The sequence below is a fragment of the Bradyrhizobium sp. CCBAU 11430 genome (assembly GCF_028128855.1).
GTDB lineage: Bacteria > Pseudomonadota > Alphaproteobacteria > Rhizobiales > Xanthobacteraceae > Bradyrhizobium > Bradyrhizobium ottawaense.
This window is the reverse complement of the sequence record NZ_LBJV01000053.1, coordinates 25,584-50,939: the sequence shown is the minus strand read 5'-3', so window position 1 is coordinate 50,939 and position 25,356 is coordinate 25,584. Positions and strand designations below refer to the sequence as shown.

Genomic DNA, 25,356 nt, shown 5'->3' with positions numbered 1-25,356 from the left:
GGCGTCCCGGCAGGCGGTGGACAATTTGTGAAGAGCACTGAGAACGCTCGTCCGGAAACGACCTCGCCCGCCAGGGGTATCCCCTCGCGGGCGATGATCAGGAATAGCCTCAAAGAAAAATAGCCCCCGCTGGGAAATGGAGGCGGAAATTACTTCAAGGAGCTGCTAATCGAAGTGAACTTGTCGTTCAGGGTGACGCCCAGGCTGTTCACCACGGTGATGATCGCCAGAGCGATACCTGCGGCAATCAGGCCGTACTCGATCGCGGTTGCACCGGACTCGTCCGACCAGAACTTTTGAACCATGCGCTTCAAGACTCGTCTCCGTTTCAATTCCAAGCTGTGTTGGTTGGCTTCGACATCCGCAAAGATACGGGGCGCAACCTACAGCCCGGTTAACCGGGGAACCGCAACTTATGCGGAAAATTGGCGACGAAAGTTCCAAAAATTGAACTCAACGGAACCCTGAATGCAGCCTTCTCCCACCCATCGCGCCAGCTTTTCGATCGGCAGCGAGGCCGACGCCAGGCGCGTCGTCGACGTGCTCACCGAGGTGTTTTTCGACGGCGATGCGGCGGTTGCCGCCTTCGAGCGGCCGGACGGACCATGGGACGTCACGCTCCATTTCGCCGAGGCGCCCGACCAGGCTTGGCTGCGCGAACTCGTTGCAACTTCAGCAGGAAATGCCATCGCCGCGACGCTTCTCTTCGACACGGTCGAGGCCAAGGACTGGGTCAAGGCCAGCCTGGAAGATCTCGTCCCGGTCCCGGCCGGGCGCTTCGTCGTGCACGGCAGCCATGACCGCGATCGTGTGGCGCCGAACAAGCTCGCGATCGAGATCGAGGCGGCGCTTGCCTTCGGCACTGGCCACCACGGCACCACCCGTGGCTGTTTACTGCTGCTTGACCATGTCCTTAAGAGTTCCCGTCCGAGGAACCTGCTCGACCTCGGCACCGGAACCGGCGTACTCGGCATCGCGGCCGCCAAGGCCCTGCATCGCGCGGTGCTCGCCTCCGACATCGACCCGCCGTCGGTGCGGGTGGCGGCCGAGAACGCGGTAATGAACGAGGTCGGCAACCAGGTCCGGGTCATCCGCGCGACCGGCTTCGCCGCCCCGGATTTCGGAAAGGCCGGTCCGTTCGACCTGGTGCTGGCCAACATCCTCGCCAACCCGCTCAGGCAATTGGCGGGCCCGATGGCGCGGCATCTCGCGCCCGGCGGACGCGTCATCCTCTCCGGCCTGTTGACACACCAGGCCCCCGCCGTGATCGCCGCTTACCGCGCGCGCGGCCTCGTGCCGTTGAAGCATCTGCGGATCGAGGGGTGGAGCAGCCTGTTGCTGCGGAAGGTGGATTGAGCGAAGCGCCGTAGGGTGGGCAAAGCGCAAGCGTGCCCACCATCTCGCCCTCGAATAGAAGATGGTGGGCACGGCGCTACGCGCCTTTGCCCCACCCTACGGCATCATCGATGCCGCTACTCTGCTGCCTTCTCATCCCGCTGCAGCGCGCGCTCATCCTGCAAGGTACGCTTCGCGCGGCGCTCGGCGATACGATCAATCATCTGGCGCATGACGCCGCGCGGCTTCTTCGGAGCCGCCGCAGTCGGGGTGCGACGCACCGGCGGCGTAATCTTCTCAAACGTGAACGCTGGCATCGTGTGTCCCCTCGCCATTGAGATGAACCACCTGCTCGAATTTCCCTGTCATCCGGACGAAGCGCAACTGCCGCATCCTTTACTCCACTCAATTCGAATGGAACCATTCAAGCACAGTCCATGCCAGATGCGACGCGAATGCGTCCAGATTGCGGACTCGTCCCCATGATCCTAAAGTGATCCACCATGTTCGAAGCACACTTCCAGACATTCGAGGAGCCGGAGGCCGGCGTCGCATTGACGGCACGGCTCGCCGCACTTCGCGAAGAACTCGCCCGCCGCAAGCTGACCGGCTTCGTGATCCCGCGCGCCGATCAGCAGCAGAACGAATATGTGCCGCCGTCGGAAGAGCGGCTGGCCTGGCTGACCGGTTTCACGGGCTCGGCGGGCCTCGCGGTGGCGCTGACCCAGGAGGCCGCATTGTTCGTCGACGGCCGCTACACGCTTCAGGCCGCCAAGCAGGTCGACGCAAAGGCCTGGGCCGTGGAATCGCTGATCGACCCGCCGCCGGAGAGCTGGGTGTCCGCGCATCTGAAAGCCGGTGACCGCCTCGGATTTGATCCGTGGCTGCACACTTTTGCGGCAGCCGAGCGCCTGTCCGCCGCATGCGCCAGGGCCGGCGCCGAGCTCGTCGCGGTCGACAGCAATCCAATCGACGCAATCTGGCAGGACCGCCCGCAGCCACCACTCGCCCCCGTCGCCGTGCACAGCCTGCAGAATGCCGGCGTCACTGAAGCCGAGAAGCTGACGCAGATCCGAAACGAGATCGGCAAGCTCGGCGCCGACGCATTGGTGCTGTCGGACAGCCACGCGGTGGCCTGGACCTTCAACATCCGCGGGGCCGACGTCGCCCACACCCCGCTGCCGCTGTCCTATGCGCTGGTGCCGAAGGACGGCCGTCCCACCATCTTCATCGACCACCGAAAACTCTCCAACCTGACGCGCGACCATCTCGAGCAGTCCGCCGACGTGCGCGAGCCCGATGCGATGGCGCCGACGCTGATGGCGCTCGCCAAGAGCGGCGGATCGATTGCGCTCGACAGCGCCACCGCGGCCGACGCACTCAGCCGGCTGATCGCGGGGGCCGGCGGCAAGCCGGTGCGCGGTAGCGATCCGATTGCACTGCTCAAGGCGATCAAGAACGCCACCGAGATCAAAGGCACGCAGACGGCGCATCGGCGCGACGCCGTGGCGCTGGCGCGCTTCCTCGCCTTCATCGACCGCGAGGCCGCAAGCGGCAAGCTCACGGAGATCGACGCGGTCGAGGCGCTGGAGACGTTCCGCCGCGACACCGGCGCGTTGAAGGACGTCTCGTTCCCGACCATCTCCGGCACCGGCCCGAACGGCGCCATCGTGCACTACCGCGTCACCCGCAAGAGCAATCGGCGGATCGCACCCGGCGACCTGCTGCTGATCGATTCCGGCGCGCAGTACGAAGACGGCACCACCGACGTCACGCGCACCATGGCGGTGGGCGAACCCACCGCTGAGATGCGCGACCGCTTCACCCGCGTGCTGCGCGGCCATATCGCGATCGCGCGCGCCGTTTTTCCGGACGGCACCACGGGCGCGCAGCTCGATACGCTGGCGCGGCAATATCTCTGGGCCGCCGGCGTCGATTTCGAGCACGGCACCGGTCACGGCGTCGGCAGCTATCTCTCGGTGCACGAAGGGCCGGCGCGGATCTCGAAGCTCGGTACCACGCCGCTGAAGCGCGGCATGATCCTCTCCAACGAGCCCGGCTATTACAAGACCGACGGTTTCGGCATCCGCATCGAGAACCTGGAGCTGGTGGTGGCCGCCGACATCAAGGGCGCCGAGAAGCCGATGAACGCGTTCGAGACGCTGACGCTAGCGCCGATCGACCGCCGCCTCATCGATGTCGCGATGCTGAGCCGCGACGAACTCGGCTGGCTCAATGCCTACCACGCGCGCGTCCGGACCGAGGTGCGGCCCGCGCTGGACGAGGCGACGCAGGCCTGGCTCGATCAGGCGACGGCGGAGCTGAAGGCGTAGGGTCACCCTGCCGCAGCGCGCATGGCGCTACGCCGTATGCGCAACGCTGTTTCCCGACACGGAGGCTAAAGCGAATATCGCGCCTTCAGCATAACCATCCCGGAATCCGTATAGCCGCATTCCGAAACGCCGATATCCGTCTTGCGCGAGCGCGCTACAGTCGATCCGAACTCGAAAGACGGACACAATGCACGGCATGATCAGCAAGCCGCCGGGAGCGGCGGCGAACCTCGCGACGTCGCGCCTGGTGCTGCTGTTGCTGGTCGTGATGACCGGGGTCGCGCCGATCTCGCTCTACATCCTGGTTCCGGCACTGCCGGTGCTGGCGACGAATTTCGGCAGCGACATCTCGATCGCGCAGATGACGGTGTCGCTCTACATGGTCGGCATCGCGCTGTCGCAGCTGATCATGGGACCGCTGTCGGACCGATTCGGACGGCGTCCGGTGCTGCTCGGAGGGCTGGCGCTGATGGTCGTGGCCAGCGTCGCGTGCATCTTCGCCGAAACCTTGCCGCAATTGATCGCCGCACGCTTTTTCCAGGCGCTCGGCGGCGCCTCCGGCATGGTGATCAGCCGTGCCATCATCCGCGACATCTACGAGCGCGACCGCGTCGCCTCGATGATCAGCCTCGTGGTCGCGGCGCTGATGATCGGGCAGATGGTTTCCCCGCTCACCGGCGGCCTGATCGAGACCGCGTTCGGCTGGCGCGCGATCTTCTACGCCATCACCATCGCCGCGATCATTGTCGCCGTCGGCATCGCGGTGGCGCTGCCCGAAACGCGGCGCAGTCGCGGCGCCGGCAGCGGCTTCCGTGGCGACGTCGGCATCCTGATCCGCAACCGCGCCTTCGTCGGCTATGTGATGTGCCAGGTGCTGGCCTCGCAGATCATCTTCACCTTCGCAGGCGGCGGCCCCTACATCGTGGTGACGCAGATGGGCCGCAGCAGCGCCGAATACGGCGCCTGGTTCGCGACCTCGGGCTTTGCGTTTCTCGTCGGAAACCTGCTCTGCGTACGCTTTGCGCCGCGGCATTCGCTGGAAAAACTGATCTGGTTCGGGCTCGCCCTCCAACTCGCCGGCAGCCTTGCGAACCTGCTGTGGAGTATCATCGGCTGGAACGAGGCCCCGGCCTGGCTGTTCGGCACGCAGATGATCGTGATGGCCGGCAATGCCTTCGTGATGGCGAATTCGGCCGCCGGCGCCATCAGCATCCGCCCCGAGGCCGCCGGCACCGCCTCCGGCACGATGGGCTTTCTCCAGCAGGGCATCGGCGCGCTGATGTCGCAATTCGGCGCCTATCTCGGCGGCCACTCCGCAACGACGCTGCCGCTCACCGGCGCAGTCCTCGCGATCTCGCTGCTCTGTGCCTGCGTGATGATCTTCGTCGTCCCCCGCCGCGAAGTGGTGGTGAGCGAGGCACTGATCGAGCAGGCGGAAGAGGAAGAGAGCGGGATGATGTGAGCTTTCGCTATGCGACGGCTTTCACGACACGCTCGGTGTCATCCTCCGCGAAGGCGGGGGATCCAGTATTCCAGAGACGCTGCGGGGATACGGATAGGCTGCGGCGTACTGGATTCCCCGCCTTCGCGGGGAATGACGGCGGAGTGTGTGGCGCAAAGCGCGAACCCTCACTCCCCGATCAGGGTCAGCCACTCGTCCTCGGTCAGCACCTTGACGCCGTGCTTGTTGGCCTCGGCCAGCTTCGAGCCCGCGCCGGGGCCGGCGACGACGAGATCGGTCTTCTTCGACACCGAGCCTGAGACCTTGGCGCCCAACCGCTCCGCTGTGGCCTTGGCCTCGTCGCGCGTCATCTTCTCCAGCGAGCCCGTGAACACCACCGTCTTGCCGGCGACGGCCGAGTTGCTCTTCGGCTTCTCGGCGTCGACGATCTCGACTTCCTTGGTCAGCCGCTCGACGATGCCGCGGTTGTGGCTCTCGCCGAAATAATCGGCGATGCTCTTGATCACGGTGTCGCCGATCTGGTCGAGCGCGTCCATCTCGGCCATCGCCTCCTCGTCGCCCTTGGCGACCTTGAGGCAGGCATCGTGGAAGGCGTCCCACGAGCCGTAGCCGCGTGCCAGCGCCAGCGCAGTGGTCTCGCCGACATGACGCATGCCGAGCGCATAAATGAAGCGCTCGAGCGCGATTGTGCGCCGAGACTCGATGGCGCCGAACAGGTTGCGCACCGAGGTCGCGCCGTAGCCTTCGATCTCCTCGAGCTTCAGCTTCGCGTTGCGCTTCTCCAGCGTGAAGATGTCGGCGGGCTCCTTGACCCATCCCTCGTCGAAGAAATACTGCAGCTGCTTCTCCCCTAAACCGTCGATGTCGAAAGCACGGCGCGAGACGAACAGCTTCAGGTGTTCGATCTTCTGATAGGGGCAGGCGAACTCGCCGCTGCAGCGGGCGCGGGATTCCTCTTCGCCGGCGGCGGTTGCGCCGCGGACGACGTCGGTGTGGAGCGGGCACGGGCACTTCTTCGGGAAAGAGAATTCCCTGGCGCCTTTCGGCCGCTTGTCGAGGACGACGTCGACGATCTGCGGGATCACATCGCCGGCGCGCTGGACCACCACGGTGTCGCCGATCCTGATGTCGCGCCCCTCGCGCAGCACCTCGCCCTTGTTGCCGATGCCCTTGATATAGTCCTCGTTGTGCAGCGTGACGTTCTGCACGATCACACCGCCGACGCCGACCGGTTCGAGCTTGCCGACCGGCGTGAACGAGCCGGTGCGACCAACCTGAATCTCGATGTCGCGCAGCACAGTCATGGCCCGCTCGGCCGGGAATTTATGCGCGATGCCCCAGCGCGGCGTGCGCGAGACGAAGCCGAGCCGCTCCTGCCAGTCGATGCGATCGACCTTGTAGACGACGCCATCGATATCGTAGTCGAGCTCGGCGCGCTCTTCCTCGATGCTCTGGTGGAACGCGACCAGCTCCTCGACGGAGTGGCACAGCCTGGTCAGCGGATTGGTCTTGAAGCCGCAGCGCTCGAACCAGCCGATCATGCCGCTCTGCGTGCCTTCCGGCATCGCGCTCATCTGCCCCCACGCATAGGCGAAGAAGCCGAGGGGGCGCGAGGCGGTGATGGTCGGGTCCTTCTGCCGGAGCGAACCGGCGGCCGAATTGCGCGGGTTGGCAAAGATGGTGTCGCCGGCCGCCTTCTGCCGCTCGTTGAGCGCGAGGAACGCCTTTTTGGTCATGTAGACCTCGCCGCGGACCTCGCAGATGTCGGGCACGTTGCGCCCTTTCAGCTTCTGCGGCACGTCTTCGAGCGTGCGGATGTTGGCGGTGACATCCTCGCCGACCGCACCGTCGCCGCGCGTCGCCGCGGTGACGAGCTCGCCGCCCTCGTAGCGCAACGACATCGAGAGGCCGTCGATCTTCGGCTCGGCGGAGAAATTGACCTTGTCGTCGTCGAGCTTCAGGAAGCGCACGATGCGGCCGACGAAGTCGCGCACGTCCTCTTCCGCAAAGGCGTTGTCGAGCGACAGCATCGGAACGGAGTGCCGAACCTTCTTGAAGCGGCCTGACGGCGCCGCGCCGACCTTCTGCGAGGGCGAGTCCGAGGTGACGAATTCAGGAAAGCGCTTCTCGATCGCGTTGAAGCGCTGGCGCAGCGCGTCGTACTCGGCGTCGGTGACGGTGGGCGCGTCCTCTTGATAGTAGCGCTCGTTGTGCCCCTCGATCTCAAGCGCCAGCCGCATGTGCTCGACCTTGGCCTGGGCCTTGGTGAGGTCGGCGACGTCGCGAAGCGGTGTTGCTTTGGATTTTGCTGCTCTGGCCATGGTGCTTGGATACGACGGAGCGGGCGGAAGGGTAAAGATGGGCGGAGGACTTGTTCCCCGGACGCAGTGCTGCGCTTCTTCAGCGGTGCACTGCAGAGCCGGGGCCCATGCGGCGGCATTCTGGGTCCCGGCCCGCGCTATGCGCGTCCGGGACACGAGGTCTAACTTGCCGCCTTGAGCAGCCTCTCGGCCGCCGCCCTCGCCTCGGCCGTGATCTCGGCGCCGGCCAGCATGCGGGCGATTTCCTCGCGGCGGTGGTCGGCGGCCAGCGCATTGACCCGGGTGGCGACGCGCTTGCCCTTGTCGAGGGCGTCCTTGGAGATCAGGAGGTGCTGGTCGGCGCGGGCGGCGACCTGCGGGGCGTGGGTCACGGCCATCACCTGCACCTTGCCGGCAAGCCGCGCCAGGCGCCCACCGATGGCGTCGGCGACCGCACCGCCCACGCCGGTGTCGATTTCGTCGAACACCAGCGTCGGCGCCGAGCCGCGGTCGGACAGCACGACCTTGAGCGCCAGCAGGAAGCGCGACAGCTCGCCGCCCGAGGCAACCTTCATCATCGGTCCCGGCTTGGTGCCCGGATTGGTCTGCACCCAGAACTCGACGCGGTCGAAGCCTTGCGGTCCCGGAGCTGCCTCATCGGTCGCGACCTGGGTCATGAACTTTGCGCGTTCGAGCTTGAGCGGCGCCAGCTCGGCGTTGACCGCCTTGTTGAGCTTTTCCGCCGATTTCTGCCGCACCAGCGACAGTTTCTTGGCGGCGGCGGCATAGCGGCTATCTGCCTCGATCGCGGCCTGCTCCAGCTTTTTCAGCCGCGAGGCGCCGGCATCGATCAGCACGACGTCGGCGGCATATTTGGCGGCCAGCGCGGCGAGCCCGTCGACCGGCGTCGAATATTTGCGCGAGGCGGCCCTCAGCGCGAACAGGCGCTCCTCGATACGTTCGAGCTCGGCCGGATCGAAATCGGTCGCCGCGAGTGCCGCCTGCAGATGCTGGTCGGCTTCCTCCAGCGCGTTGATCGCCATGTCGATCGCCTTCACGGCGGGCTCGACCAGCGCCGGCGAATTGACGCCGCGGCGTTCCAGTCGGCGTACCGCCGCCGACAGCGTCGAGACCGGCGAATGGTGGCCACCGACAGCCTCCTGCGCCTCGCGCAAATCGGAGGCGATCTTCTCGCCCTGCATCATGGTGGTGCGGCGGTTGGCGAGCGAGGTCTCCTCGCCGTCCTTGGGCGCGAGCTGCTTCAGCTCGGCGGAGGCGTGGCGTAGATAGTCGGCCTCGCGCGCGGCGCGCTCCATGCCGGCGCGATGCTCCTCCAGCGCGGTATTGGCAGTCCGGCGTGCGTCCCAGAGCGATTCGACCGCGGCAACGTCCTTCTCCAGGCCGGCGAACGCGTCGAGCAGGCGGCGGTGGGTGGCGGCGTCGACCAGCGCGCGCTCGTCATGCTGGCCGTGGATCTCGACCAGGGCGGCGCCGACCGCCTTCAGGGTCTGCACGCTGATCGACTGGTCGTTGATGAAGGCCCGGGTGCGGCCGTCGGCGAGCTGCACGCGGCGCAAGATCATCTCGCCGGTGTCATCCAGGCCGTTCTCGGCAAGGATCTTCGTCGCGGGGTGATTCTTGGGGACATCGAACACGGCGGTCACCTGCCCCTGCTCCACGCCGTGGCGCACGAGGCCGGCGTCGCCGCGGCCGCCGAGTGCGAGCGCAAAGGCATCGAGCAGGATGGATTTGCCCGCACCGGTTTCGCCGGTCAAAACCGCGAGGCCGGTGGCGAATTCGATATCGAGCCGTTCGATCAGGACGATGTCACGGATCGACAGACGCGCCAGCATGGAACCAAATTTCCTAGCCGAGACCCATCTTCTTGAAGGTCCGGCTGATCCAAGACCCCTGATTCTCGCTCGGTTCGAGACCGCCGGATTTTACAAGATTATAGGCGTCCTTGTACCAGCGGCTGTCAGGAAAATTGTGCCCAAGCACGGCCGCCGCGGTCTGCGCCTCCCCGACGATGCCGATCGCCATATAGGCCTCGGTCAGCCGGAACAGCGCTTCCTCGACATGGCGGGTGGTCTGGTACTGCGTGACGACGGTCTTGTAGCGGTTGATCGCCGCCGTGTAGTCGCGCTTCTGCGCGTAATAGCGGCCGACATTCATTTCCTTGCCGGCAAGCTGGTCGCGCGCACCCTCGATCTTGGCCTTGGCGGACGTGGCGTATTCCGAGTTCGGATATTTGCGCACCACCTCTTCGAGGGCGGCGATCGCCTTCTCGGTGCGGGCCTGGTCGCGGCTGATGTCCGGAATCTGGTCGTAATGGGAAGCAGCGATCAGATATTGCGCATAGGCCGCATCCGGGCTGCCGGGATGCAGTGTGACATAGCGGGTGGCGGCGCCGATGCAGCCGTCGAAGTCGCCGCCCTGGTAGGACGCATAAGCCGACATCAGCAGCGATTTGCGGGCCCAGTCGGAATAAGGATGCTGGCGGTCGACCTCTTCGAACTTCTTGTTCGCCGCCTTCATGTCCTTCTTCTCGTTCATGAGGTACAGGCCCTCATTGTAGATCTTGTCGGCGGGCTCCTCGACGAAGGTGTCGTCCTTGGCGGTGAACTTGTCCCAGAGCGAGCCGGTGCCGCAGCCGGCCAGCGGCAGCGCGAGCAACATGAAGGTCACGGCCTGCAGCAGCCCACGGGCCCGCGACGAGACCGAGAAATATCCGCGCGTCGTACGCTGTGCCGACATGAGTTTAAGCCCTGACGCCCTGTGATGCGGTGCCGCCAGCCCATGAACCCCGTCATGGGCGCGAAATGTAACCGTGGTGCCTGCCATGCGACCACGCCGATGTATCCGAAAAGCGATCTTTAACCAACCGGATAGGCAGGCATTCCGCCCGGATTAAGGCGAACGTGCCGCAATCCTAGCCGATCATGGTTACCAGGAGTTTCCCGGGGTAAGCCGCTGCCTGAGGCCGGCGGCAACAACTCTGTTCAGGACACGTCCGGCCCGTAGGCCGCAGCGATCCGGCCGCCGACGATACCGCGACCGACCTCGCCCACAGGACGCGTGGTGCGGCGGGCCGCCTCGCCCTCGACCACCCGCCAGGCGGTACGGTCGGCGAGCAGCGCGGTCAGGACAGCGTGGTTGAGCTTGTGGCCGCCACGCACCGAGCGGTAGGCGCCAAGCAGCGGCAGGCCGGCCAGCGACAGGTCGCCGATCACGTCCAGCACCTTGTGGCGGGCGCATTCGTCGGCGTAGCGCAGGCCCTCGGTGTTGAGCAGCCGCTCGTCGTCGAACACGACGGTGTTGTCGAAGGAAGCGCCGAGGGCATAGCCCGCGCTCCAAAGCCGCGCGACGTCGCTCATCAGACCGAAGGTCCGGGCCCGGCCGACTTCGCGGCGGAAACGCTCCGGATTGAGGTCGAAGGCGTAGCTCTGCTGGCCGATGACAGGATTGGTGAAATCGATCTCGACCTCGACGCAGAACCCGTTGGCAAAGGGCCTGATCTCGCCGAAGGAGTCGCCGATCTTGACCGAGATCGGCTTCAAAACCTGAATGAAGCGGCGCTGTGCCGGCTGGGTAACGATGCCGGCCTGGTCGATCGCCGCAATGAAGGCCGCCGCGCTGCCGTCCATGATCGGCACTTCGGGACCGTCGATCTCGATGGTGGCGTTGTCGACACCCATACCCCGCAGTGCAGCAAGCACGTGCTCGGCGGTGGACACCAGCGGACCGTTGCGATCGCCGAGGACGGTAGCGAAGTCGGTCGCGATCACCTGCTCGGCGGTCGCCTGAACTTCGCGATCACTTCCCTCGAGGCCGGTGCGGACAAAAATAAAACCCGCGTCGACAGGCGCAGGCCCAAGGGTGAGAGTGACGGGAAGACCGGAATGAACGCCCACGCCTGCCACGGAGGCTTGCGCACGAAGCGTTGTTTGCCGGCTAAATTTCATCAGGAACCCGCCCCACTACGACCCACTGCGACTTATACGAGACCCACTTGGCCGGCCAGTGCCGAGCTCCTGCGAATCCGTATCCCCAAGTCACGGCAAACCATAGTCACTGCCTCAAACAGCGCCAACTCACGCTTTTTTACCGATTGTTACCCCAAACCTGCCGTATTCGCGCCAAGGCTTAACCAAATTGCGCCGAGGTTTCGGGTCGCTTCCGGCAGTTTGACTGAACACCCAAACACGTAATTAATTATTTAAAATCAGTTGCTTGTCTGCGCAATCCGGATATGCACGGGACAAAAGGAAAGGTCCCGGCAAGCTTGTTGCCGGGACCTTTTTTCGTCTGCCTTATTGTAACAATCCTCAGGTCGCCTGCCGCCGCAGGAAGGCCGGGATATCAAGATGGTCGTCGCCCTGTGGCGCCGGCGCAACAGGCGCCGGACGGCCGTGCATGTCCAGCCCCTGCGGCGCGGGACGGCGGGCATACTCGGATACCGGCTCGCTCGACGCGATCTGCTGCGCCACGGTCTTCTGCTGCCGGCGCTCGGGCAGCGGCGGCATCGCGGGACCGGCGGTGCGGGCCGCGACCGGCGGCTCGCTTTCCTCGTCGCGACGGCCGAGGCCGACATTGGCGAGGCGCTGCAGCAGCGACAGGCGGGTCTTCTGCGGAGTCTCCTCCTCGACCTCGCCGCGGGCCTGGCGAATCTCGGCCTGGGCCGGCATCGGCAGCTCATCGAGGCGCGGCATACGCGGCGCACGGACCGGCGCACGCTCGGCCTGCGGCGGGATGAAGTTTTCCGGCGTCATCGGCTCCTGCATCGCGACCGGGGCCATGTCGGGCTCCGGAAACAGCGTCGGCTTCTGCGCGATCGGGCGCACGGTGACGTCGCCATAGGTCTGCATCGGCGCAGGCGCCTGCGGGACCTCCGCAACGGCGGCGGCGATGGCGGCCAGCGCGGCGCGCTCGACATTCGGACGGGGCGCCATCGGCGCGGCAGCGACCGGGGCTGCGGCCGGAATCTGGCCTTCCAGCTTCTGGGCGCGCTCAGCCATACGCTGATTGTCGGCGCGGAGCCGCGCGGTCAGGTCGGCAAGACGGCTCTCGGCGGCGACGGCCGGAACTGCGGGCGCCTGCTGCGCCTGCGGCGCCGCGTTCGCAACCGGGGCGGAGGTCGCCTGGCTGTTGCGGGCGATCGCGGCCTGCTCGATGCCGGTGGCAACGACGGAGACGCGGATCAGGCCGTCGAGCGCTTCGTCGAAGGTGGCGCCGACGATGATGTTGGCGTCCTGGTCGACTTCCTCGCGGATACGGGTCGCGGCTTCGTCGACCTCGAACAGGGTGAGGTCCTTGCCGCCGGTGATGGAGATGAGGAGGCCCTTGGCACCCTTCATCGAGCTATCGTCGATCAGCGGGTTGGCGATCGCGGCTTCGGCGGCGGTCAGCGCCCGCTTGTCGCCGGAGGCTTCGCCGGTGCCCATCATCGCCTTGCCCATTTCCCTCATCACCGCCCTCACATCGGCGAAGTCGAGGTTGATCAGGCCTTCCTTGACCATCAGGTCGGTGATGCAGGCAACGCCCGAGTACAGCACCTGGTCGGCCATCGCGAAGGCGTCGGCGAAGGTGGTCTTCTCGTTGGCGACCCGGAACAGGTTCTGGTTCGGGATGATCAGCAGCGTATCCACGACCTTGTGAAGCTCGTTGATGCCGGCTTCCGCCGTGCGCATGCGGCGGCCGCCCTCGAAGTGGAAGGGCTTGGTCACGACGCCGACGGTGAGGATGCCCATATCGCGCGCGGTCTTGGCGATCACGGGAGCTGCACCGGTACCGGTGCCGCCGCCCATGCCCGCGGTGACGAACACCATGTTGGCGCCCGAGAGATGGTCGCGCAGCTCGTCGATCACCTCTTCCGCCGCCGCCGCGCCGACGTTCGGCTGCGAGCCGGCGCCGAGGCCTTGCGTGACCGCCGTGCCCATCTGCACGATGCGCTGCGCCTTCGACATCGTCAGCGCCTGCGCGTCGGTGTTGGCGACCACGAAGTCGACGCCCTGGAGGCCCGCCGTGATCATGTTGTTGACGGCGTTGCCACCGGCGCCGCCGACGCCGAACACGGTGATCCGGGGCTTCAACTCGTGAATATCAGGAACGTTGATGCTGATGGTCATGTTTGCCTCTCGATCACGTGCGCGTGGGTTCGCCCCGGCCGGCGGCCGCGGGAGTTGGTGAAAGTCGGGAATTGCGGAAATGAATCATCAGAAGCCCTCGCGTAGCCATCGTCCGACCTTTCCGAAATAACCGCCGGTCCCTGTCCTGACCTGCTGCCGCGTATGCCGCGGTTCGACATGTTCGTGGTGAACATATTGCGGGTAGACGAGGAGTCCGGCGGGCACCGCGAACGCGGCGTTCTTCGCCTCGTTGGGCAGCCGGCCGAAGCCGAGCGGACGTCCGACCCGCACGGGCCGGCCGAGAATCTGGGTGCCGAGTTCGACGAGGCCGGTCAGCTGCGAGGCGCCGCCCGAGAGTACGACCCGGCCGTTGGGCTCTGAGGCGAAGGGCGAATCCTTCAGCTTGTCCCGAACCATTTCGAAGACTTCCTCGGCACGGTGCTTGACGATGTTGGCGATGGTGGCGCGAGAGACGATCTGCGGCAGATCCTGCTCGTCACCGGCTGTCGGCACAGACATCAGCTCACGCGAGTCCGATCCGCCGGTGATGACGGTCCCGTATAACGTCTTGATTCGCTCGGCATCGGCAATGGTCGCGGAGAGTCCCCGCGCCAGATCCATCGTGATGTGTTGCCCGCCGACCGCAAAACCCGCCGCATGCACGAAACGGCCGCCCGAATAAACGGCAATCGTTGTGGTGCCGGCGCCCATCTCGACGACCGCTGCGCCGAGATCGGCCTCGTCGTCGGTCAGCACCGACAATCCGGCGACATATGGGCTCGCCGCCATGGCTTCGACATTGATGTGGCAGCGTTCGACCGCCAGCATCAGGTTCCGCGCCACGGTGGCGTCGCAGGTGACGACGTTCATGTCGACGCCGAATTGATGGGCGACCATGCCGCGGGCGTCGCGGATACCCCTGACGCCGTCGAGCGTGTAGCCGACCGGCAGCGCGTGCAGCACGGTGCGGCCTTCGCCGGTGGCGTGACGCATGCCGGTCGAGGTGACGCGGCTGACATCGGCCTGCGTCACGGCGCCACCACGGATGTCGGCGGCGGCCTCGACCAGTTGGCCGGAAAGCCGGCCGCCGGAGACCGAGAGCAGCACGGACTCGACCCGCACCTTGGCCATTTTCTCCGCGAGCGCGACGGCCTGGCGCACGGCCTGCTCGCATTCGGTAAGGTCGATCACCGCCCCGGCCTTCATGCCGCGCGACTGGATCTGGCTGTAACCGATCAGTTCCACCGCATGGGTGCGGCCGCGCAGCGCCTCGCTCGGCGGTGACGGCTTCAGCCGCGCGATCATGCAGGCGATCTTGCTGGTGCCGATGTCGAGACAGGCGACGAGGCCGCCGCGCTTGTGCGGCATCGGGCGCGTCTTCGGCGTCTGGGTGCGATCGAGACCGGTCATGCGGCGTCCCCGGCCTTCTTTTTCTTCTTGTCCTTGAACAGCTCCTCGCGCGCCTTGGCGGCGTCCTCGGACAGCTGCACCACCAGACGATCAGGCAGGCGCATGTCGACGGCGACGATGTCGCGCGAGAACAGCCTGTCCTCCTTGTCGAGCTTGGACAGCATCGCCAGCGCGTTGCCGACGTCCTGCTCGGGCAGGCGGATGTCGAGACCGTCCTTGAGCCTCAGGTTCCAGCGCCGCTCGCCGACGAAGATCGCGGCCTTGGTGATCGAGTTGACCTGCGGATAGCGCGCCAGCAGCGCGAGGAAATCGCGGGCCTGGCTCTCGGCGCCCTTGCCGACCACGAGCGGCAGCGACAGGAAGCGGCGCGAGACATAGGGTTCGAGCACGGCGCCGTCATCGGCGATCACCGAGAGCCGGCCGGCCTCCTGCCACAGCGCGAATGGCTTGCGCTCGGTGAGCTCGATCATCAGCTGGCCCGGATAGAGCTTCAGCACGGTCGCATCGGCGATCCACGGATTGCCCTTGAGCTTGTCGCGCACCGCGTCAGCATCGAGGAACAGCAGCGAGGAACGGCCGCTGACGCCGCCGATCGCCAGGATCTCGTCCTGGGTGAGCTGCTTGCGGCCATTGATCACGACGGAGGTGATGCGGAAGCCCGCGGAATTGGCCAGCGCGTTGCGGGCATCGCTGACCGCGGTGATGAAATCCTGGAGATGGCCGCCCTTGACGATGCCGAAACCGCAGCTTCCGATGAGCAGCAGCACGGTCATGCTGATCCCGACCCGGCGCGGCAGATAGCGCTCGATCAGCGCGACCACGCGCGGCGGCGGCTCACGCTCGACGATGGCCTTGGCCTTGATCTTGGCGGCAGCACGCGCGGCGTGAAGTCTTTGCTGGCGCTTGTCCTGCAGCCACTCGCGCAGAAGCACGACCGCTCCGACAGCGGCCGCCTTCAGGTCGGCTTGGGGCCTCAGCGATCTGAAAAGCGACCGGGTGAGGCTTCCTGCTCCATCCATTGCACGAGCTCGTCAACAGTTTGCCCGCGACATCGCGCGGATCCTGGCGAACATGACGTCTTCGACGTGCCGGGCCGGGTGCTGGTCTTCAGCAGAAGAAGCCTCTCCCCTTCAAAGCGTTCGCTGGAGGTGACGTCACCCCCGAGAGCTCACGCGCCGGCAGCCAAAGCGCCATATGCGCCGCCAGCGTTAACCTTCGGACGTCCTGGTAAACAAAAGGTAAAGTTCGTTAACGTCCGGCGCATTTTGCCCCGCGATGTGAGGCATTTATGCCGTGATGTCCGGCATTTTACCGGTTTTGGACCCCAAACCGGCCCGTTTCGCCGATTCGGCCGTTAACCAGTCCTAATTATTTCGGCACGCGCTGCCCGGCGAGCTCCACCAGGCCGCGCAGGAAGTCGACGAATTCGATGCCCTCGGCTTTCAGCGCCTTGGGGTAGAGCGAGGACTTGGTCAGCCCGGGCAGCGTGTTGGTCTCGAGATAGATGAGGCCCTTGTCCGAGACAATGAAGTCCGACCGGGAATAGCCGGCGCAGGACATCGCGCGGTGCGCCAGCATCGCCTGGGCCTTCAGCGCGGCGGTGATCTCGGGTGCGAAACGGCCCGGGCAGATCTCCTGGGTCGACTTCAGGAGATATTTTGCGGCGTAGTCGAAGCTGCCCTCGCCCGGAATGATCTCGATCGGCGGCAGCGACATGATCGAACCATCGGTGCGCTCCAGCACGCCGCAGGTCGCCTCGACGCCGGCGATGTAGGGCTCGATGACGTACTCTTCGTGCTTGGCCGCGTTGCGGACGGCGACGAGATCCTGCTTGGCGTTGACGAAGATCAGGCCGTAGCTCGATCCGTCGCGCGCCGGCTTTGCGATCAGCCTGCCGTATTCGGCAAAAGCCTCGTCGATCTCGTCGAGCGCAACGTTTTCCGGCGGCGTCACACCGCCGAGCGCCGCAAACCGCTTTGCCGCGAACTTGTCGAAGGCCAGATGCGAGGAGGCCGAACCCGAGCCGGTGAAGGGCACGCCGCGCGCTTCGCACATCACCTGCAATTCGCCGTTCTCGGCGCGCCCGCCATGCAGGCCGAGCACCAGCACCCGATCCTCGGCCTCGGCCTGATCGAGCGCATGTGCCAGCGGGATGCCTGATGTACCGGGCTTGAACTCGTCCTCGAAGGGGCGGGCATGTTCGAGCAGTTGCTTCGACTGCACCACATGCACCTTGTCCTCGGCATCCCACCACCACAGATCGGCCTCGGGCAATGCCTGATGCAGGGCCTGGGCCGAGGCGACCGAAACCAGACGCTCGCGGTTGGAGCCGCCGAAGAGGATGGTGGTGCGCATGTCTTTTGTTACCTATCCTAGCCAGTCGTCGTCATTCCGGGATGCGCCGTAAGGCGCAGGCCCGGAATCCATAACCACGAGCCGGGGTTATGGATTCCGGGCTCGCGACTGCGTCGCGCCCCGGAATGACACTCACACGGAAACCCCGATCCGCTTGATTTCCCAGTGTAGCTCAATTCCGGAATTTGCCTTCACGCGTTCGCGCACGGTCTCGCCCAGCGTCTCGATGTCGTGTGCGGTGGCATCGCCCGTGTTGATCAGGAAATTGCAGTGCATCTCGGAGACCTGCGCGCCGCCGACGCGCAAGCCGCGGCAGCCGGCGGCATCGACCAGCTTCCAGGCGGAATGGCCGGGCGGGTTCTTGAAGGTCGAGCCGCCGGTCTTTTCGCGGATCGGCTGCGCGGTCTCGCGATGGCTCTGCACCTCCGCCATGCGCGCGCGGATCGCATCGGCATCCTTGATCTCGCCCCGAAAGCGCGCAGAGGTGAAGATGATGGAGGGATCGACGCCGCTGTTGCGGTAGACGAACTTCATGTCGGCATTGGAGAAGGTGTGCTTGCTGCCGTCGCGACCGACGCCGCGCGCTTCGACCAGCACGTCCTTGGTCTCACCGCCATTGGCGCCGGCATTCATGCGCAGCGCGCCGCCGATCGTGCCGGGAATGCCGAAGTAGAATTCGAGCCCGCCGATATTGGCCGACGCGGCCACCTCCGCCACGCGCTTGTCGAGCGTGGCAGCACCGGCAGTGACGATATCGCCGCTGGCGCTGGCCTCGCCGAAGGCGCGCGGCGCCAGCCGGATCACGACGCCCGCAATGCCGCCGTCGCGCACGATCAGATTGGAGCCAACACCGACGACGTAGACGGGAATGTCGGGCGCAAGATGCGCGAGGAAGTAAGCGAGATCGTCCTCATCCGCCGGCGTGAACAGCACCTGGGCAGGGCCGCCGACGCGAAACCAGGTCAGCTCGGCCAGCGACTGGTTGGCCAGCAGCCGCCCGCGCAGCTCCGGCATCGCGGCTTTGAGCTCGGGCGTGATGTCGGGAAAGCTCATGCCACTTCCTCAAGTGAAGAAGGCACAATCTCTCCGTTCCCTCCCCCCTTGCGGGGTCCGAGGCGAGCGAAGCTCGCTCTCGAGGTCAGGGAGGGGGGTAGCCACGAACTCAGAGCTCGCCCGGGGCCACCCCTCTCCCCCGCCCTCCCCCGCAAGGGGGGAGGGAGCGCAGCGTGCTCCGTGGTGAATAGTGAAATCAAAATCACCGCCCTATCCCAGCGCCTTCAGTTGGTCCGGCAGCGCATACGCCCATTGCGTGATGTTGCCGGCCCCTAAGCACACGACGAGATCGCCGGACTTCGCCAATGCCTTGACGATGCCCGCGAGCTCGGAGGATGCCGGCAGTGGAATCACCTCGCGATGGCCATGCGCGCGCAGGCCCGTCACGAAATGATCGCGGTCGATGCCGTCGATCGGCGCTTCGCCGGCGGCATAGACGTCGGCGACGACAACCGCATCGGCATCGTTGAAGCAGGTGCAGAATTCCTCGAACAACGATTGCAGGCGGGTGTAGCGATGCGGCTGCACCACGGCGATGATCTTGCCAGTGAAGGAATCGCGCGCCGCCCTCAGCACCGCCGCGATTTCCACGGGGTGATGACCGTAATCGTCGATCACGGTGACGCCGTTCCATTCGCCGGTCTTGGTGAAGCGGCGCTTGACGCCGCCGAAGCCGGCGATCGCCTTGCGGATCGCTTCGTCGGACACGCCGAGCTCGCGCGCGACCGCAATCGCGGCCGTCGCGTTGGAGGCGTTGTGGCGTCCCGGCATCGGCAGCATGAGGTCGGCGATCTCGTGCACGGCGCCGGTCTTGCGATCGCGGAACGCGACCTTGAATTTCGATCCGCCGCCCATCGGGGTCAGATCGACCAGCCGCACATCGGCCTGCGGATTTTCGCCGTACGTGACGATGCGGCGGTCCTCGATCTTGCCAACGAGACTCTGCACGACCGGGTGATCGATGCACATCACCGCGAAGCCGTAGAACGGCAGGTTCTCGACGAAATGGCGGAACGCGTCCTGCACGGCCTCGAAGGTCTTGAAGTGATCGAGATGCTCGGGGTCGACATTGGTGACGATCGCGACATCCGTCGGCAGCTTCAGGAACGTGCCGTCGCTCTCGTCGGCTTCCACCACCATCCAGTCGCCCGCGCCAAGGCGCGCATTGGAGCCATAGGCATTGATGATGCCGCCGTTGATGACGGTGGGATCGAGACCGCCGGCGTCGAGCAGCGTTGCGACCATCGTGGTCGTCGTGGTCTTGCCGTGGGTGCCGGCGATCGCGACGCAGCTCTTCAGCCGCATCAGCTCGGCCAGCATCTCGGCGCGGCGCACCACGGGAATGCGCCGCTCGCGCGCCGCCATCAGTTCCGGATTGTCACGCTTGATCGCGGTCGAGACCACGACGACCTCGGCGCCATCGACATTCTCGGCCCTGTGGCCGACCGAGACCTTTGCGCCCTTCTTGCGCAGACGATCGAGATTGTAATTGTCGGAGGCGTCCGAGCCCTGCACGGCATAACCGAGATTGACCAGCACCTCGGCGATCCCGCTCATGCCGATTCCGCCGATCCCGACGAAGTGGATGGGTCCGATCTCGCGCGGCAGTCTCATGCTCTGTTCCCTGACCTCGCCGCCTGAAACGGCGGTATCTGGCGAAGGTCACGGCCAAATCAGCCGCGCCGTTCTTACTGGATGCCCCGCTTTAGAAGGCGAAGACAAGGGCTTTTTCGCGTCAGATTCCCGCGACTTTGACCACCAGATCGGCCAGTCGCTCGGCGGCGTCGAGCCGGCCGGCGCCGCGGGCGGCCTGCGCCATGGCGGCAAGGCGCGCGGGCTCGGCGGCGAAGGCGGAGATTTCGGAGGCCAGCCGGTCGGAGCTGAACTCGGCCTGCGGGATGCGGATCGCGCCATCCACCTTGACCAGCACGCCGGCATTGGCGAACTGGTCCTGGTCGATCGAGCCGGGCAGCGGCACCAGGATCGAGGGCCGGCCGATCGCCGCGAGCTCTGCCACTGTCCCGGCGCCGGAGCGCGATACCACGAGATGATTGGAGGCAAGCCGTGCCGGCAAATCGGTGAAGAACGGCGCCAGCTCGACCTTGATCTTGAGCTTGTCGTAAACAGCGCGCACACGCGCCATGTCCTCGTCCCGCACCTGCTGGGTGAGGACAAGACGGCCCCACAGCGCAGGCTCGAGCCGCTCGATCGCGCCGGGCACGATGTCGGCCATGATGCGCGCGCCCTGGCTGCCGCCGACGACGAGCAGGCGCAGCGGGCCGTTCACCTCGGGCGCGGCGTAAGGCACGGCAGCCGCGGCGAGCACCGCCGGCCGCATCGGCGTGCCGACCGTCGTGGTCTTGCCGGAGAGTGCCGGATCGCGGTCAAGCACGCCGGGCAAAGACGTCGCGATCGCGCGTACGCGGCTCGAGAGGAACCGGTTGGCGCGGCCGAGCACCGCGTTGGCGTCGTGGATGATGCCGGGCACGCCGGCGAATTTCGCAGCGACCAGCGGCGGCAGCGTCGGATAGCCGCCGAAGCCGACGACGGCGACGGGCTTCAAGCGCTTGATCAGGGCGTAGGCCGACAGCGTGCCGGCAGCGAGCGTGAGGCCGGCATAGGCAAGCTGCAGCGGATTGCGGCCCCGCGCGGTCTCGCTCGCGACAACGTCGATCATGTCCTTGGTGAACAGCCCGCTGTAACGCAGCGCGCGTTCATCCGTGACGAGGCGGACGCGAAAGCCACGCCGGATCAGTTCGACGCCGAGTGCCTCGGCCGGAAACAGATGGCCGCCAGTGCCGCCCGCGGCGAGAAGAATCAGGGGGGAATTGTTCATGGTGGGGGAGTTTTACCGGGAGTCTTCCGTCATTGCGAGCCGGCTACGAAGGTGTTCGTGCCCCGGGGCACAGCGCAGCGCGCTCCTGGCGATGCGAAGCATCGTCCAGTTCAGCGTGGTGCGCTGCTGAACCGGGGCCGATTGGTGCGGCATTCTGGGTCCCGGCTCTGCGCTCCGCTTCGCGGAGCTGGTCCGGGACACGAGAGCGGTCAGGCGTAACTCCGCATCGCGTCGGCGTGGCCGCTGGCCTCGACCTCGGTGCGTGGGCGCAGGCGCGTCAGCGCCAGCATCATGCCGACGCCATAGGCGAGCGACACGATCGAGGAGCCGCCATAGGAGATGAACGGCAGCGTCATGCCCTTGGCGGGGATCAGTTGGAGGTTCACCGACATGTTGATCGCGGCCTGCACGCCGAACAGGATCGCAAGGCCCGAGGCCGCAAAGCGCGAGAACATGTCCTCATTGGCATAAGCGCGCGACAGCGTGCGGATGACGACGAAGGCGAACAGCGTCAGCATCGCCAGGCACAGGATGATGCCGAACTCTTCGGCCGCGACCGCGAACACGAAGTCGGTGTGACTGTCCGGCAGGCTGCGCTTGGCGATGCCCTCGCCCGGTCCGAGCCCGAACCAGCCGCCGTTGTAGAAGGCTTCCATGGCGGTATCGACCTGGAAGGTGTCGCCCGAGGCCGGGTTCATGAAGCGCTTGATGCGGCCCGCGACATGCGGGACGAACAAATAGGCGCTGAACAGACCGGCCGCACCGAGACCCGCGAGGCCGAACACCCAGATCATGCGCATGCCCGCGATGAAGAACAGCGAGCCCCACACCATCAGGATCAGCATGGTCTGGCCGAAATCCGGCTCCATCACCAGCAGCGCGACCAGCATCATGAGAAGCACCAGCGCCATCGAGGTCGCCGGCATCTCCGGCCGCTTGGTCGATTCCGCGAACAACCAGGCGGCGATGACGACGAACGACGGCTTTGCGATTTCAGAGGCTTGGATGTTGACGCCGAGCAGCGTGATCCAGCGCCGCGAGCCCTTCACTTCGGGCCCGATCGCGAGTGTCAGCACGATCAGGATGATGCTGGCCGCGAAGATGATCAGCGCCGAGCGGCGGATCGCGCGCGGCGACAGGAAGGAGACCCCGAGCAGCACCAGGCAGGACGGGAGAAGGAACATCACGTGGCGGCTGAAGAAGTGGAAGGGATCAAGCCCGATACGGGTCGCAACCGGCGGGCTCGCCGCCAGCGACAGGATCACCCCGGTCAGCATCAGCGCCAGGATGGCGCCCATCAGCGGCTTGTCGACGGTCCACCACCACTCGGAAAAGGGGGTGCGTTCTTCACGGGAGAGCATGGGCGGCCGCTTTCGGACAGAGGTCGGTCCATTGGTCGCCCAGGTTGGTTACCGGGGGGTTAAGGAAGTGGATGAAGTTGTGCACAGTCTCGTGCCCCGGACGCAGCGCAGCGCCATAAGCGCGTTTACGCGTCTTCGACACGCTATTGCGGTGCGCTGCAGTGCCGGAGGCCCAGCAGCTTCTGGGTCCCGGCTCGCGCTACGCGCGTCCGGGACACGAGAACTCGCTACACCACCGGCTTCACGCCCGGCAGCGCCTGCACCAGTTCGCGGAACTTGCTGCCGCGGATTTCGAAGTTGCGGTACTGGTCGAAGGAGGCGCAGGCGGGCGAGAGCAGCACGACGGCATCAGCGAGCCCCGAGGCTTCCGCATCGCGCGCGGCGTGCTCGACGGCGACGTCCAGCGTCTGGCTGATTTCGTGCGCGACTGGGCCCAGCGTTCCCGAAAACTCCTGCGCGGCCTCGCCGATCAGATAGGCTTTTCGGATGCGCGGGAAAAAGCCGGTCAGGCCAGTGATGCCACCGGCCTTGGGCTTGCCGCCGGCGATCCAGAAGATGTCAGCGAAAGACGACAGCGCGTGCGCCGTGGCATCCGCATTGGTGCCCTTGGAATCGTTGACGAACAGCACGCTGCCGCGGCGGCCGACCTGCTCCATGCGGTGCGCAAGGCCCGGAAAGCTGCGCAAGCCATTCTGCAGCACGTCCTGGCTGATGCCCATCGCGAGCGCGGCGGCGGCGGCGCAGGCCGCGTTCTGCGCATTGTGCTGGCCGCGCAGCGAACCGATGCCGCCGAGCTTTGCGATCTCGCTGCGGGCGCCACCCGCGGTGCGCACGATATTGCCGTGCTCGACATGGATGCCAGAAGCCAGCGGGTTCTTGACGGAGATGCGCACGACGGTCTTGCCGGCGCGGTCGAGCCGGTCGGCGATGTCGCGGCAGAAGCCGTCGTCGACGCCGACGATCGCGGTGCCGCCAGCTTGCACGCCGGCAACGAGGCGCTCCTTCACCGCAGCGTAGTGCGCGATGGTGCCGTGGCGATCGATATGATCCTCGCTGACATTGAGCAGGATGCCGACGGAGGGATCGAGCGAGAGCGTGAGGTCGATCTGGTAGGATGACATCTCGATGACGTGGACGCGGCCCATGCGCGGCGGCTCCAGCGACAGGATCGCGGTGCCGATATTGCCGCCCATCTGGGTATCGTAGCCGGCGACTTTCGTGAGGTGCGCGATCAGCGCCGTCGTGGTCGACTTGCCGTTGGTGCCGGTGATCGCGACGAACGGCGCATCCGGCGCATGGCGCCGCCGCTCGCGGCAGAACAGCTCGATGTCGCCGATCACCTCGCAACCTGCCTCGCGCGCCTTCAGCACACTCCAATGCGGCACCGGATGGGTCAGCGGCACGCCGGGCGCGAGCACCAGGGCTGCGAAATTCGCCCAGGACACGTTGCGCAAATCTGCGGTGATGAAGCCGGCCTGCGCGGCCTTGGCGACGTTCTCGGCGTTGTCGTCGGCGGCGATCACCTCGGCGCCGCCGGCCTTCAGCGCGTGGCAGGAGGCGAGCCCCGAGCCGCCGAGACCGAACACCGCGACCGTCTTGCCGGCAAAGGACGTGACGGGGATCATCGATCGATCACCGCAGCTTCAGCGTGGAGAGACCGGCCAGCGCCAGCATCACCGAGATGATCCAGAAGCGGATCACGATCTGCGGCTCGGTCCAGCCGAGCTGCTCGAAATGGTGATGGATCGGCGCCATCCGGAAGATGCGTTTGCCCGTCAGCTTGAACGAGACCACCTGCACGATGACGGAGACCGCCTCCAGCACGAACAGGCCACCGATCACCGCGAGCACGATCTCGTGCTTCACCGCGACCGCGATGGCGCCGAGCATGCCGCCGAGCGCGAGCGAGCCGGTGTCGCCCATGAAGATCGAGGCGGGCGGCGCGTTGAACCAGAGGAAGCCGAGGCCGGCGCCCAGCAGTGCACCGCAGAGCACCGCGAGCTCGCCGGTGCCGGCGACATATTTGATCTGCAGATATTCGGCGAACACCGCATTGCCGGCGAGATAGGCGATCATCGCGAAGCTCGCGGTCGCGATCATCACGGGAACGATGGCGAGGCCGTCGAGCCCGTCGGTGAGGTTCACCGCGTTGCCGGAGCCGACGATGACGAAGGCGCCGAAGATGACGAAGAACCAGCCGAAATGCAGCACGGTGTCCTTGAGGAACGGAATCGTCAGCGCGGTCGATGCGGGATCGCGGTTCAGCCGCACCAGCGCATAGCAGGCCACCAGCGCGATCGCCGCCTCGATCAGCAGGCGAAGCTTGCTGCCGAACCCGGTCGTGGTCTGCTTGGTCACCTTGAGGTAATCGTCATAGAAGCCGACGAAGCCGAAGCCGAGCGTCACCGCCAGCACGATCCAGACGTAGGGATTGAGCGGATTGGCCCACAGCACGGTGCCGACCGTGAGGCCGGACAGGATCATCAGCCCGCCCATGGTGGGCGTGCCCTTCTTGGCGAGGTGCGATTGCGGACCGTCGGTCCGGATCGGCTGACCCTTGCCCTGACGGATGCGCAAGTGATCGATGATCCAGGGCCCGAACAGGAACACGAACAGCGCGCCGGTGACGACGGCGCCGCCGGTACGGAAGGTGATGTAGCGGAAGACGTTCAGGAAGGTGCGAACGGCACCGAAGCCCGGAAATGTGTTGGAGAGCTCGATCAGCCAGTAAAACATTCAGACGGTCCTATGGCGCCTTTGCACACGCGGTCTCGGCCTTGATC

General features: G+C 66.0%; 19 protein-coding genes. 3 read left to right on the top strand and 16 right to left on the bottom strand.

Annotated elements, in window-relative coordinates:
* Window positions 1-149 precede the first annotated feature (149 nt).
* The gene (locus XI04_RS15210; RefSeq protein ID WP_018322539.1) at window positions 150-305 is read right to left on the bottom strand and encodes a Flp family type IVb pilin; all 156 of its coding nucleotides are present in this window, start codon (window positions 303-305) and stop codon (window positions 150-152) included.
* 163 nt (window positions 306-468) lie between these two features.
* Between XI04_RS15210 and XI04_RS15205 the strand changes: the two genes are divergently transcribed.
* Window positions 469-1,356, top strand: a complete 888-nt coding sequence (locus XI04_RS15205; protein WP_028145517.1) for a 50S ribosomal protein L11 methyltransferase — start codon at window positions 469-471, stop codon at window positions 1,354-1,356.
* A 116-nt stretch (window positions 1,357-1,472) separates the two neighbouring features.
* Here XI04_RS15205 and XI04_RS15200 read toward each other — a convergent pair whose 3' ends face one another.
* Window positions 1,473-1,652, bottom strand: a complete 180-nt coding sequence (locus tag XI04_RS15200; RefSeq protein ID WP_028145518.1) for a hypothetical protein — start codon at window positions 1,650-1,652, stop codon at window positions 1,473-1,475.
* 186 nt (window positions 1,653-1,838) lie between these two features.
* On the opposite strand from XI04_RS15200, the gene XI04_RS15195 reads away from it, so the two are divergent.
* Together XI04_RS15195 and XI04_RS15190 are read left to right on the top strand one after the other, a co-directional pair.
* Window positions 1,839-3,668, top strand: a complete 1,830-nt coding sequence (locus XI04_RS15195) for an aminopeptidase P family protein (RefSeq protein ID WP_038971243.1) — start codon at window positions 1,839-1,841, stop codon at window positions 3,666-3,668.
* A gap of 187 nt (window positions 3,669-3,855) precedes the next feature.
* Window positions 3,856-5,130: a multidrug effflux MFS transporter gene (locus tag XI04_RS15190; RefSeq protein WP_028145520.1), complete on the top strand. Its 1,275-nt coding sequence runs from the start codon at window positions 3,856-3,858 to the stop codon at window positions 5,128-5,130.
* A 167-nt stretch (window positions 5,131-5,297) separates the two neighbouring features.
* Here the strand turns inward: XI04_RS15190 and ligA are convergent, their stop codons facing one another.
* The 14 genes from ligA to mraY form a co-directional block, all read right to left on the bottom strand.
* The gene (gene ligA / locus XI04_RS15185; RefSeq protein WP_038971244.1) at window positions 5,298-7,451 is read right to left on the bottom strand and encodes an NAD-dependent DNA ligase LigA; all 2,154 of its coding nucleotides are present in this window, start codon (window positions 7,449-7,451) and stop codon (window positions 5,298-5,300) included.
* 161 nt (window positions 7,452-7,612) lie between these two features.
* Window positions 7,613-9,283 carry a DNA repair protein RecN gene (gene recN, locus XI04_RS15180; protein WP_038971245.1) on the bottom strand — a complete coding sequence of 557 codons (1,671 nt, stop codon included), beginning with the start codon at window positions 9,281-9,283 and terminating at the stop codon, window positions 7,613-7,615.
* A 13-nt stretch (window positions 9,284-9,296) separates the two neighbouring features.
* On the bottom strand, window positions 9,297-10,187 hold the full coding sequence (locus tag XI04_RS15175) for an outer membrane protein assembly factor BamD (protein WP_028145523.1): 891 nt from the start codon (window positions 10,185-10,187) through the stop codon (window positions 9,297-9,299).
* 245 nt (window positions 10,188-10,432) lie between these two features.
* The gene (gene lpxC / locus XI04_RS15170) at window positions 10,433-11,395 is read right to left on the bottom strand and encodes a UDP-3-O-acyl-N-acetylglucosamine deacetylase (protein ID WP_028145524.1); all 963 of its coding nucleotides are present in this window, start codon (window positions 11,393-11,395) and stop codon (window positions 10,433-10,435) included.
* A gap of 363 nt (window positions 11,396-11,758) precedes the next feature.
* Window positions 11,759-13,558, bottom strand: a complete 1,800-nt coding sequence (gene ftsZ / locus XI04_RS15165; protein ID WP_028145525.1) for a cell division protein FtsZ — start codon at window positions 13,556-13,558, stop codon at window positions 11,759-11,761.
* A gap of 87 nt (window positions 13,559-13,645) precedes the next feature.
* Window positions 13,646-14,968 carry a cell division protein FtsA gene (gene ftsA / locus XI04_RS15160; RefSeq protein ID WP_271609114.1) on the bottom strand — a complete coding sequence of 441 codons (1,323 nt, stop codon included), beginning with the start codon at window positions 14,966-14,968 and terminating at the stop codon, window positions 13,646-13,648.
* Window positions 14,965-15,987 carry a cell division protein FtsQ/DivIB gene (locus tag XI04_RS15155; protein WP_038947675.1) on the bottom strand — a complete coding sequence of 341 codons (1,023 nt, stop codon included), beginning with the start codon at window positions 15,985-15,987 and terminating at the stop codon, window positions 14,965-14,967. The genes ftsA and XI04_RS15155 overlap by 4 nt, the downstream gene beginning before the upstream one ends.
* A 349-nt stretch (window positions 15,988-16,336) precedes the next feature.
* On the bottom strand, window positions 16,337-17,323 hold the full coding sequence (locus XI04_RS15150) for a D-alanine--D-alanine ligase family protein (protein ID WP_271609115.1): 987 nt from the start codon (window positions 17,321-17,323) through the stop codon (window positions 16,337-16,339).
* Between the two features lie 132 nt (window positions 17,324-17,455).
* Window positions 17,456-18,376, bottom strand: coding sequence for a UDP-N-acetylmuramate dehydrogenase (murB, locus tag XI04_RS15145; RefSeq protein ID WP_271609116.1), 921 nt, complete (start codon window positions 18,374-18,376; stop codon window positions 17,456-17,458).
* Between the two features lie 210 nt (window positions 18,377-18,586).
* On the bottom strand, window positions 18,587-19,990 hold the full coding sequence (gene murC / locus XI04_RS15140; protein WP_038971253.1) for a UDP-N-acetylmuramate--L-alanine ligase: 1,404 nt from the start codon (window positions 19,988-19,990) through the stop codon (window positions 18,587-18,589).
* A 121-nt stretch (window positions 19,991-20,111) separates the two neighbouring features.
* Window positions 20,112-21,212, bottom strand: a complete 1,101-nt coding sequence (gene murG / locus XI04_RS15135) for an undecaprenyldiphospho-muramoylpentapeptide beta-N-acetylglucosaminyltransferase (protein ID WP_271609117.1) — start codon at window positions 21,210-21,212, stop codon at window positions 20,112-20,114.
* A gap of 209 nt (window positions 21,213-21,421) precedes the next feature.
* Window positions 21,422-22,573 (bottom strand): putative lipid II flippase FtsW, encoded by a 1,152-nt coding sequence (ftsW, locus tag XI04_RS15130; RefSeq protein ID WP_028145532.1) that lies wholly within the window; start codon window positions 22,571-22,573, stop codon window positions 21,422-21,424.
* A 227-nt stretch (window positions 22,574-22,800) separates the two neighbouring features.
* On the bottom strand, window positions 22,801-24,198 hold the full coding sequence (gene murD, locus XI04_RS15125) for a UDP-N-acetylmuramoyl-L-alanine--D-glutamate ligase (protein ID WP_271609118.1): 1,398 nt from the start codon (window positions 24,196-24,198) through the stop codon (window positions 22,801-22,803).
* Window positions 24,199-24,205: 7 nt separating this feature from the next.
* Complete coding sequence (mraY, locus tag XI04_RS15120) at window positions 24,206-25,309, bottom strand: phospho-N-acetylmuramoyl-pentapeptide-transferase (protein WP_018318673.1); 1,104 nt, start codon at window positions 25,307-25,309, stop codon at window positions 24,206-24,208.
* Window positions 25,310-25,356: the final 47 nt, after the last annotated feature.

What these genes read in the sequence shown, in the direction of transcription:
- XI04_RS15210 (WP_018322539.1), bottom strand. Translation starts at nt 305, where the DNA reads ATGGTTCAAAAGTTCTGGTCGGACGAGTCCGGTGCAACCGCGATCGAG.
- XI04_RS15205 (WP_028145517.1), top strand. Translation starts at nt 469, where the DNA reads ATGCAGCCTTCTCCCACCCATCGCGCCAGCTTTTCGATCGGCAGCGAG.
- XI04_RS15200 (WP_028145518.1), bottom strand. Translation starts at nt 1,652, where the DNA reads ATGCCAGCGTTCACGTTTGAGAAGATTACGCCGCCGGTGCGTCGCACC.
- XI04_RS15195 (WP_038971243.1), top strand. Translation starts at nt 1,839, where the DNA reads ATGTTCGAAGCACACTTCCAGACATTCGAGGAGCCGGAGGCCGGCGTC.
- XI04_RS15190 (WP_028145520.1), top strand. Translation starts at nt 3,856, where the DNA reads ATGCACGGCATGATCAGCAAGCCGCCGGGAGCGGCGGCGAACCTCGCG.
- ligA (WP_038971244.1), bottom strand. Translation starts at nt 7,451, where the DNA reads ATGGCCAGAGCAGCAAAATCCAAAGCAACACCGCTTCGCGACGTCGCC.
- recN (WP_038971245.1), bottom strand. Translation starts at nt 9,283, where the DNA reads ATGCTGGCGCGTCTGTCGATCCGTGACATCGTCCTGATCGAACGGCTC.
- XI04_RS15175 (WP_028145523.1), bottom strand. Translation starts at nt 10,187, where the DNA reads ATGTCGGCACAGCGTACGACGCGCGGATATTTCTCGGTCTCGTCGCGG.
- lpxC (WP_028145524.1), bottom strand. Translation starts at nt 11,395, where the DNA reads ATGAAATTTAGCCGGCAAACAACGCTTCGTGCGCAAGCCTCCGTGGCA.
- ftsZ (WP_028145525.1), bottom strand. Translation starts at nt 13,558, where the DNA reads ATGACCATCAGCATCAACGTTCCTGATATTCACGAGTTGAAGCCCCGG.
- ftsA (WP_271609114.1), bottom strand. Translation starts at nt 14,968, where the DNA reads ATGACCGGTCTCGATCGCACCCAGACGCCGAAGACGCGCCCGATGCCG.
- XI04_RS15155 (WP_038947675.1), bottom strand. Translation starts at nt 15,987, where the DNA reads ATGGATGGAGCAGGAAGCCTCACCCGGTCGCTTTTCAGATCGCTGAGG.
- XI04_RS15150 (WP_271609115.1), bottom strand. Translation starts at nt 17,323, where the DNA reads ATGCGCACCACCATCCTCTTCGGCGGCTCCAACCGCGAGCGTCTGGTT.
- murB (WP_271609116.1), bottom strand. Translation starts at nt 18,376, where the DNA reads ATGAGCTTTCCCGACATCACGCCCGAGCTCAAAGCCGCGATGCCGGAG.
- murC (WP_038971253.1), bottom strand. Translation starts at nt 19,990, where the DNA reads ATGAGACTGCCGCGCGAGATCGGACCCATCCACTTCGTCGGGATCGGC.
- murG (WP_271609117.1), bottom strand. Translation starts at nt 21,212, where the DNA reads ATGAACAATTCCCCCCTGATTCTTCTCGCCGCGGGCGGCACTGGCGGC.
- ftsW (WP_028145532.1), bottom strand. Translation starts at nt 22,573, where the DNA reads ATGCTCTCCCGTGAAGAACGCACCCCCTTTTCCGAGTGGTGGTGGACC.
- murD (WP_271609118.1), bottom strand. Translation starts at nt 24,198, where the DNA reads ATGATCCCCGTCACGTCCTTTGCCGGCAAGACGGTCGCGGTGTTCGGT.
- mraY (WP_018318673.1), bottom strand. Translation starts at nt 25,309, where the DNA reads ATGTTTTACTGGCTGATCGAGCTCTCCAACACATTTCCGGGCTTCGGT.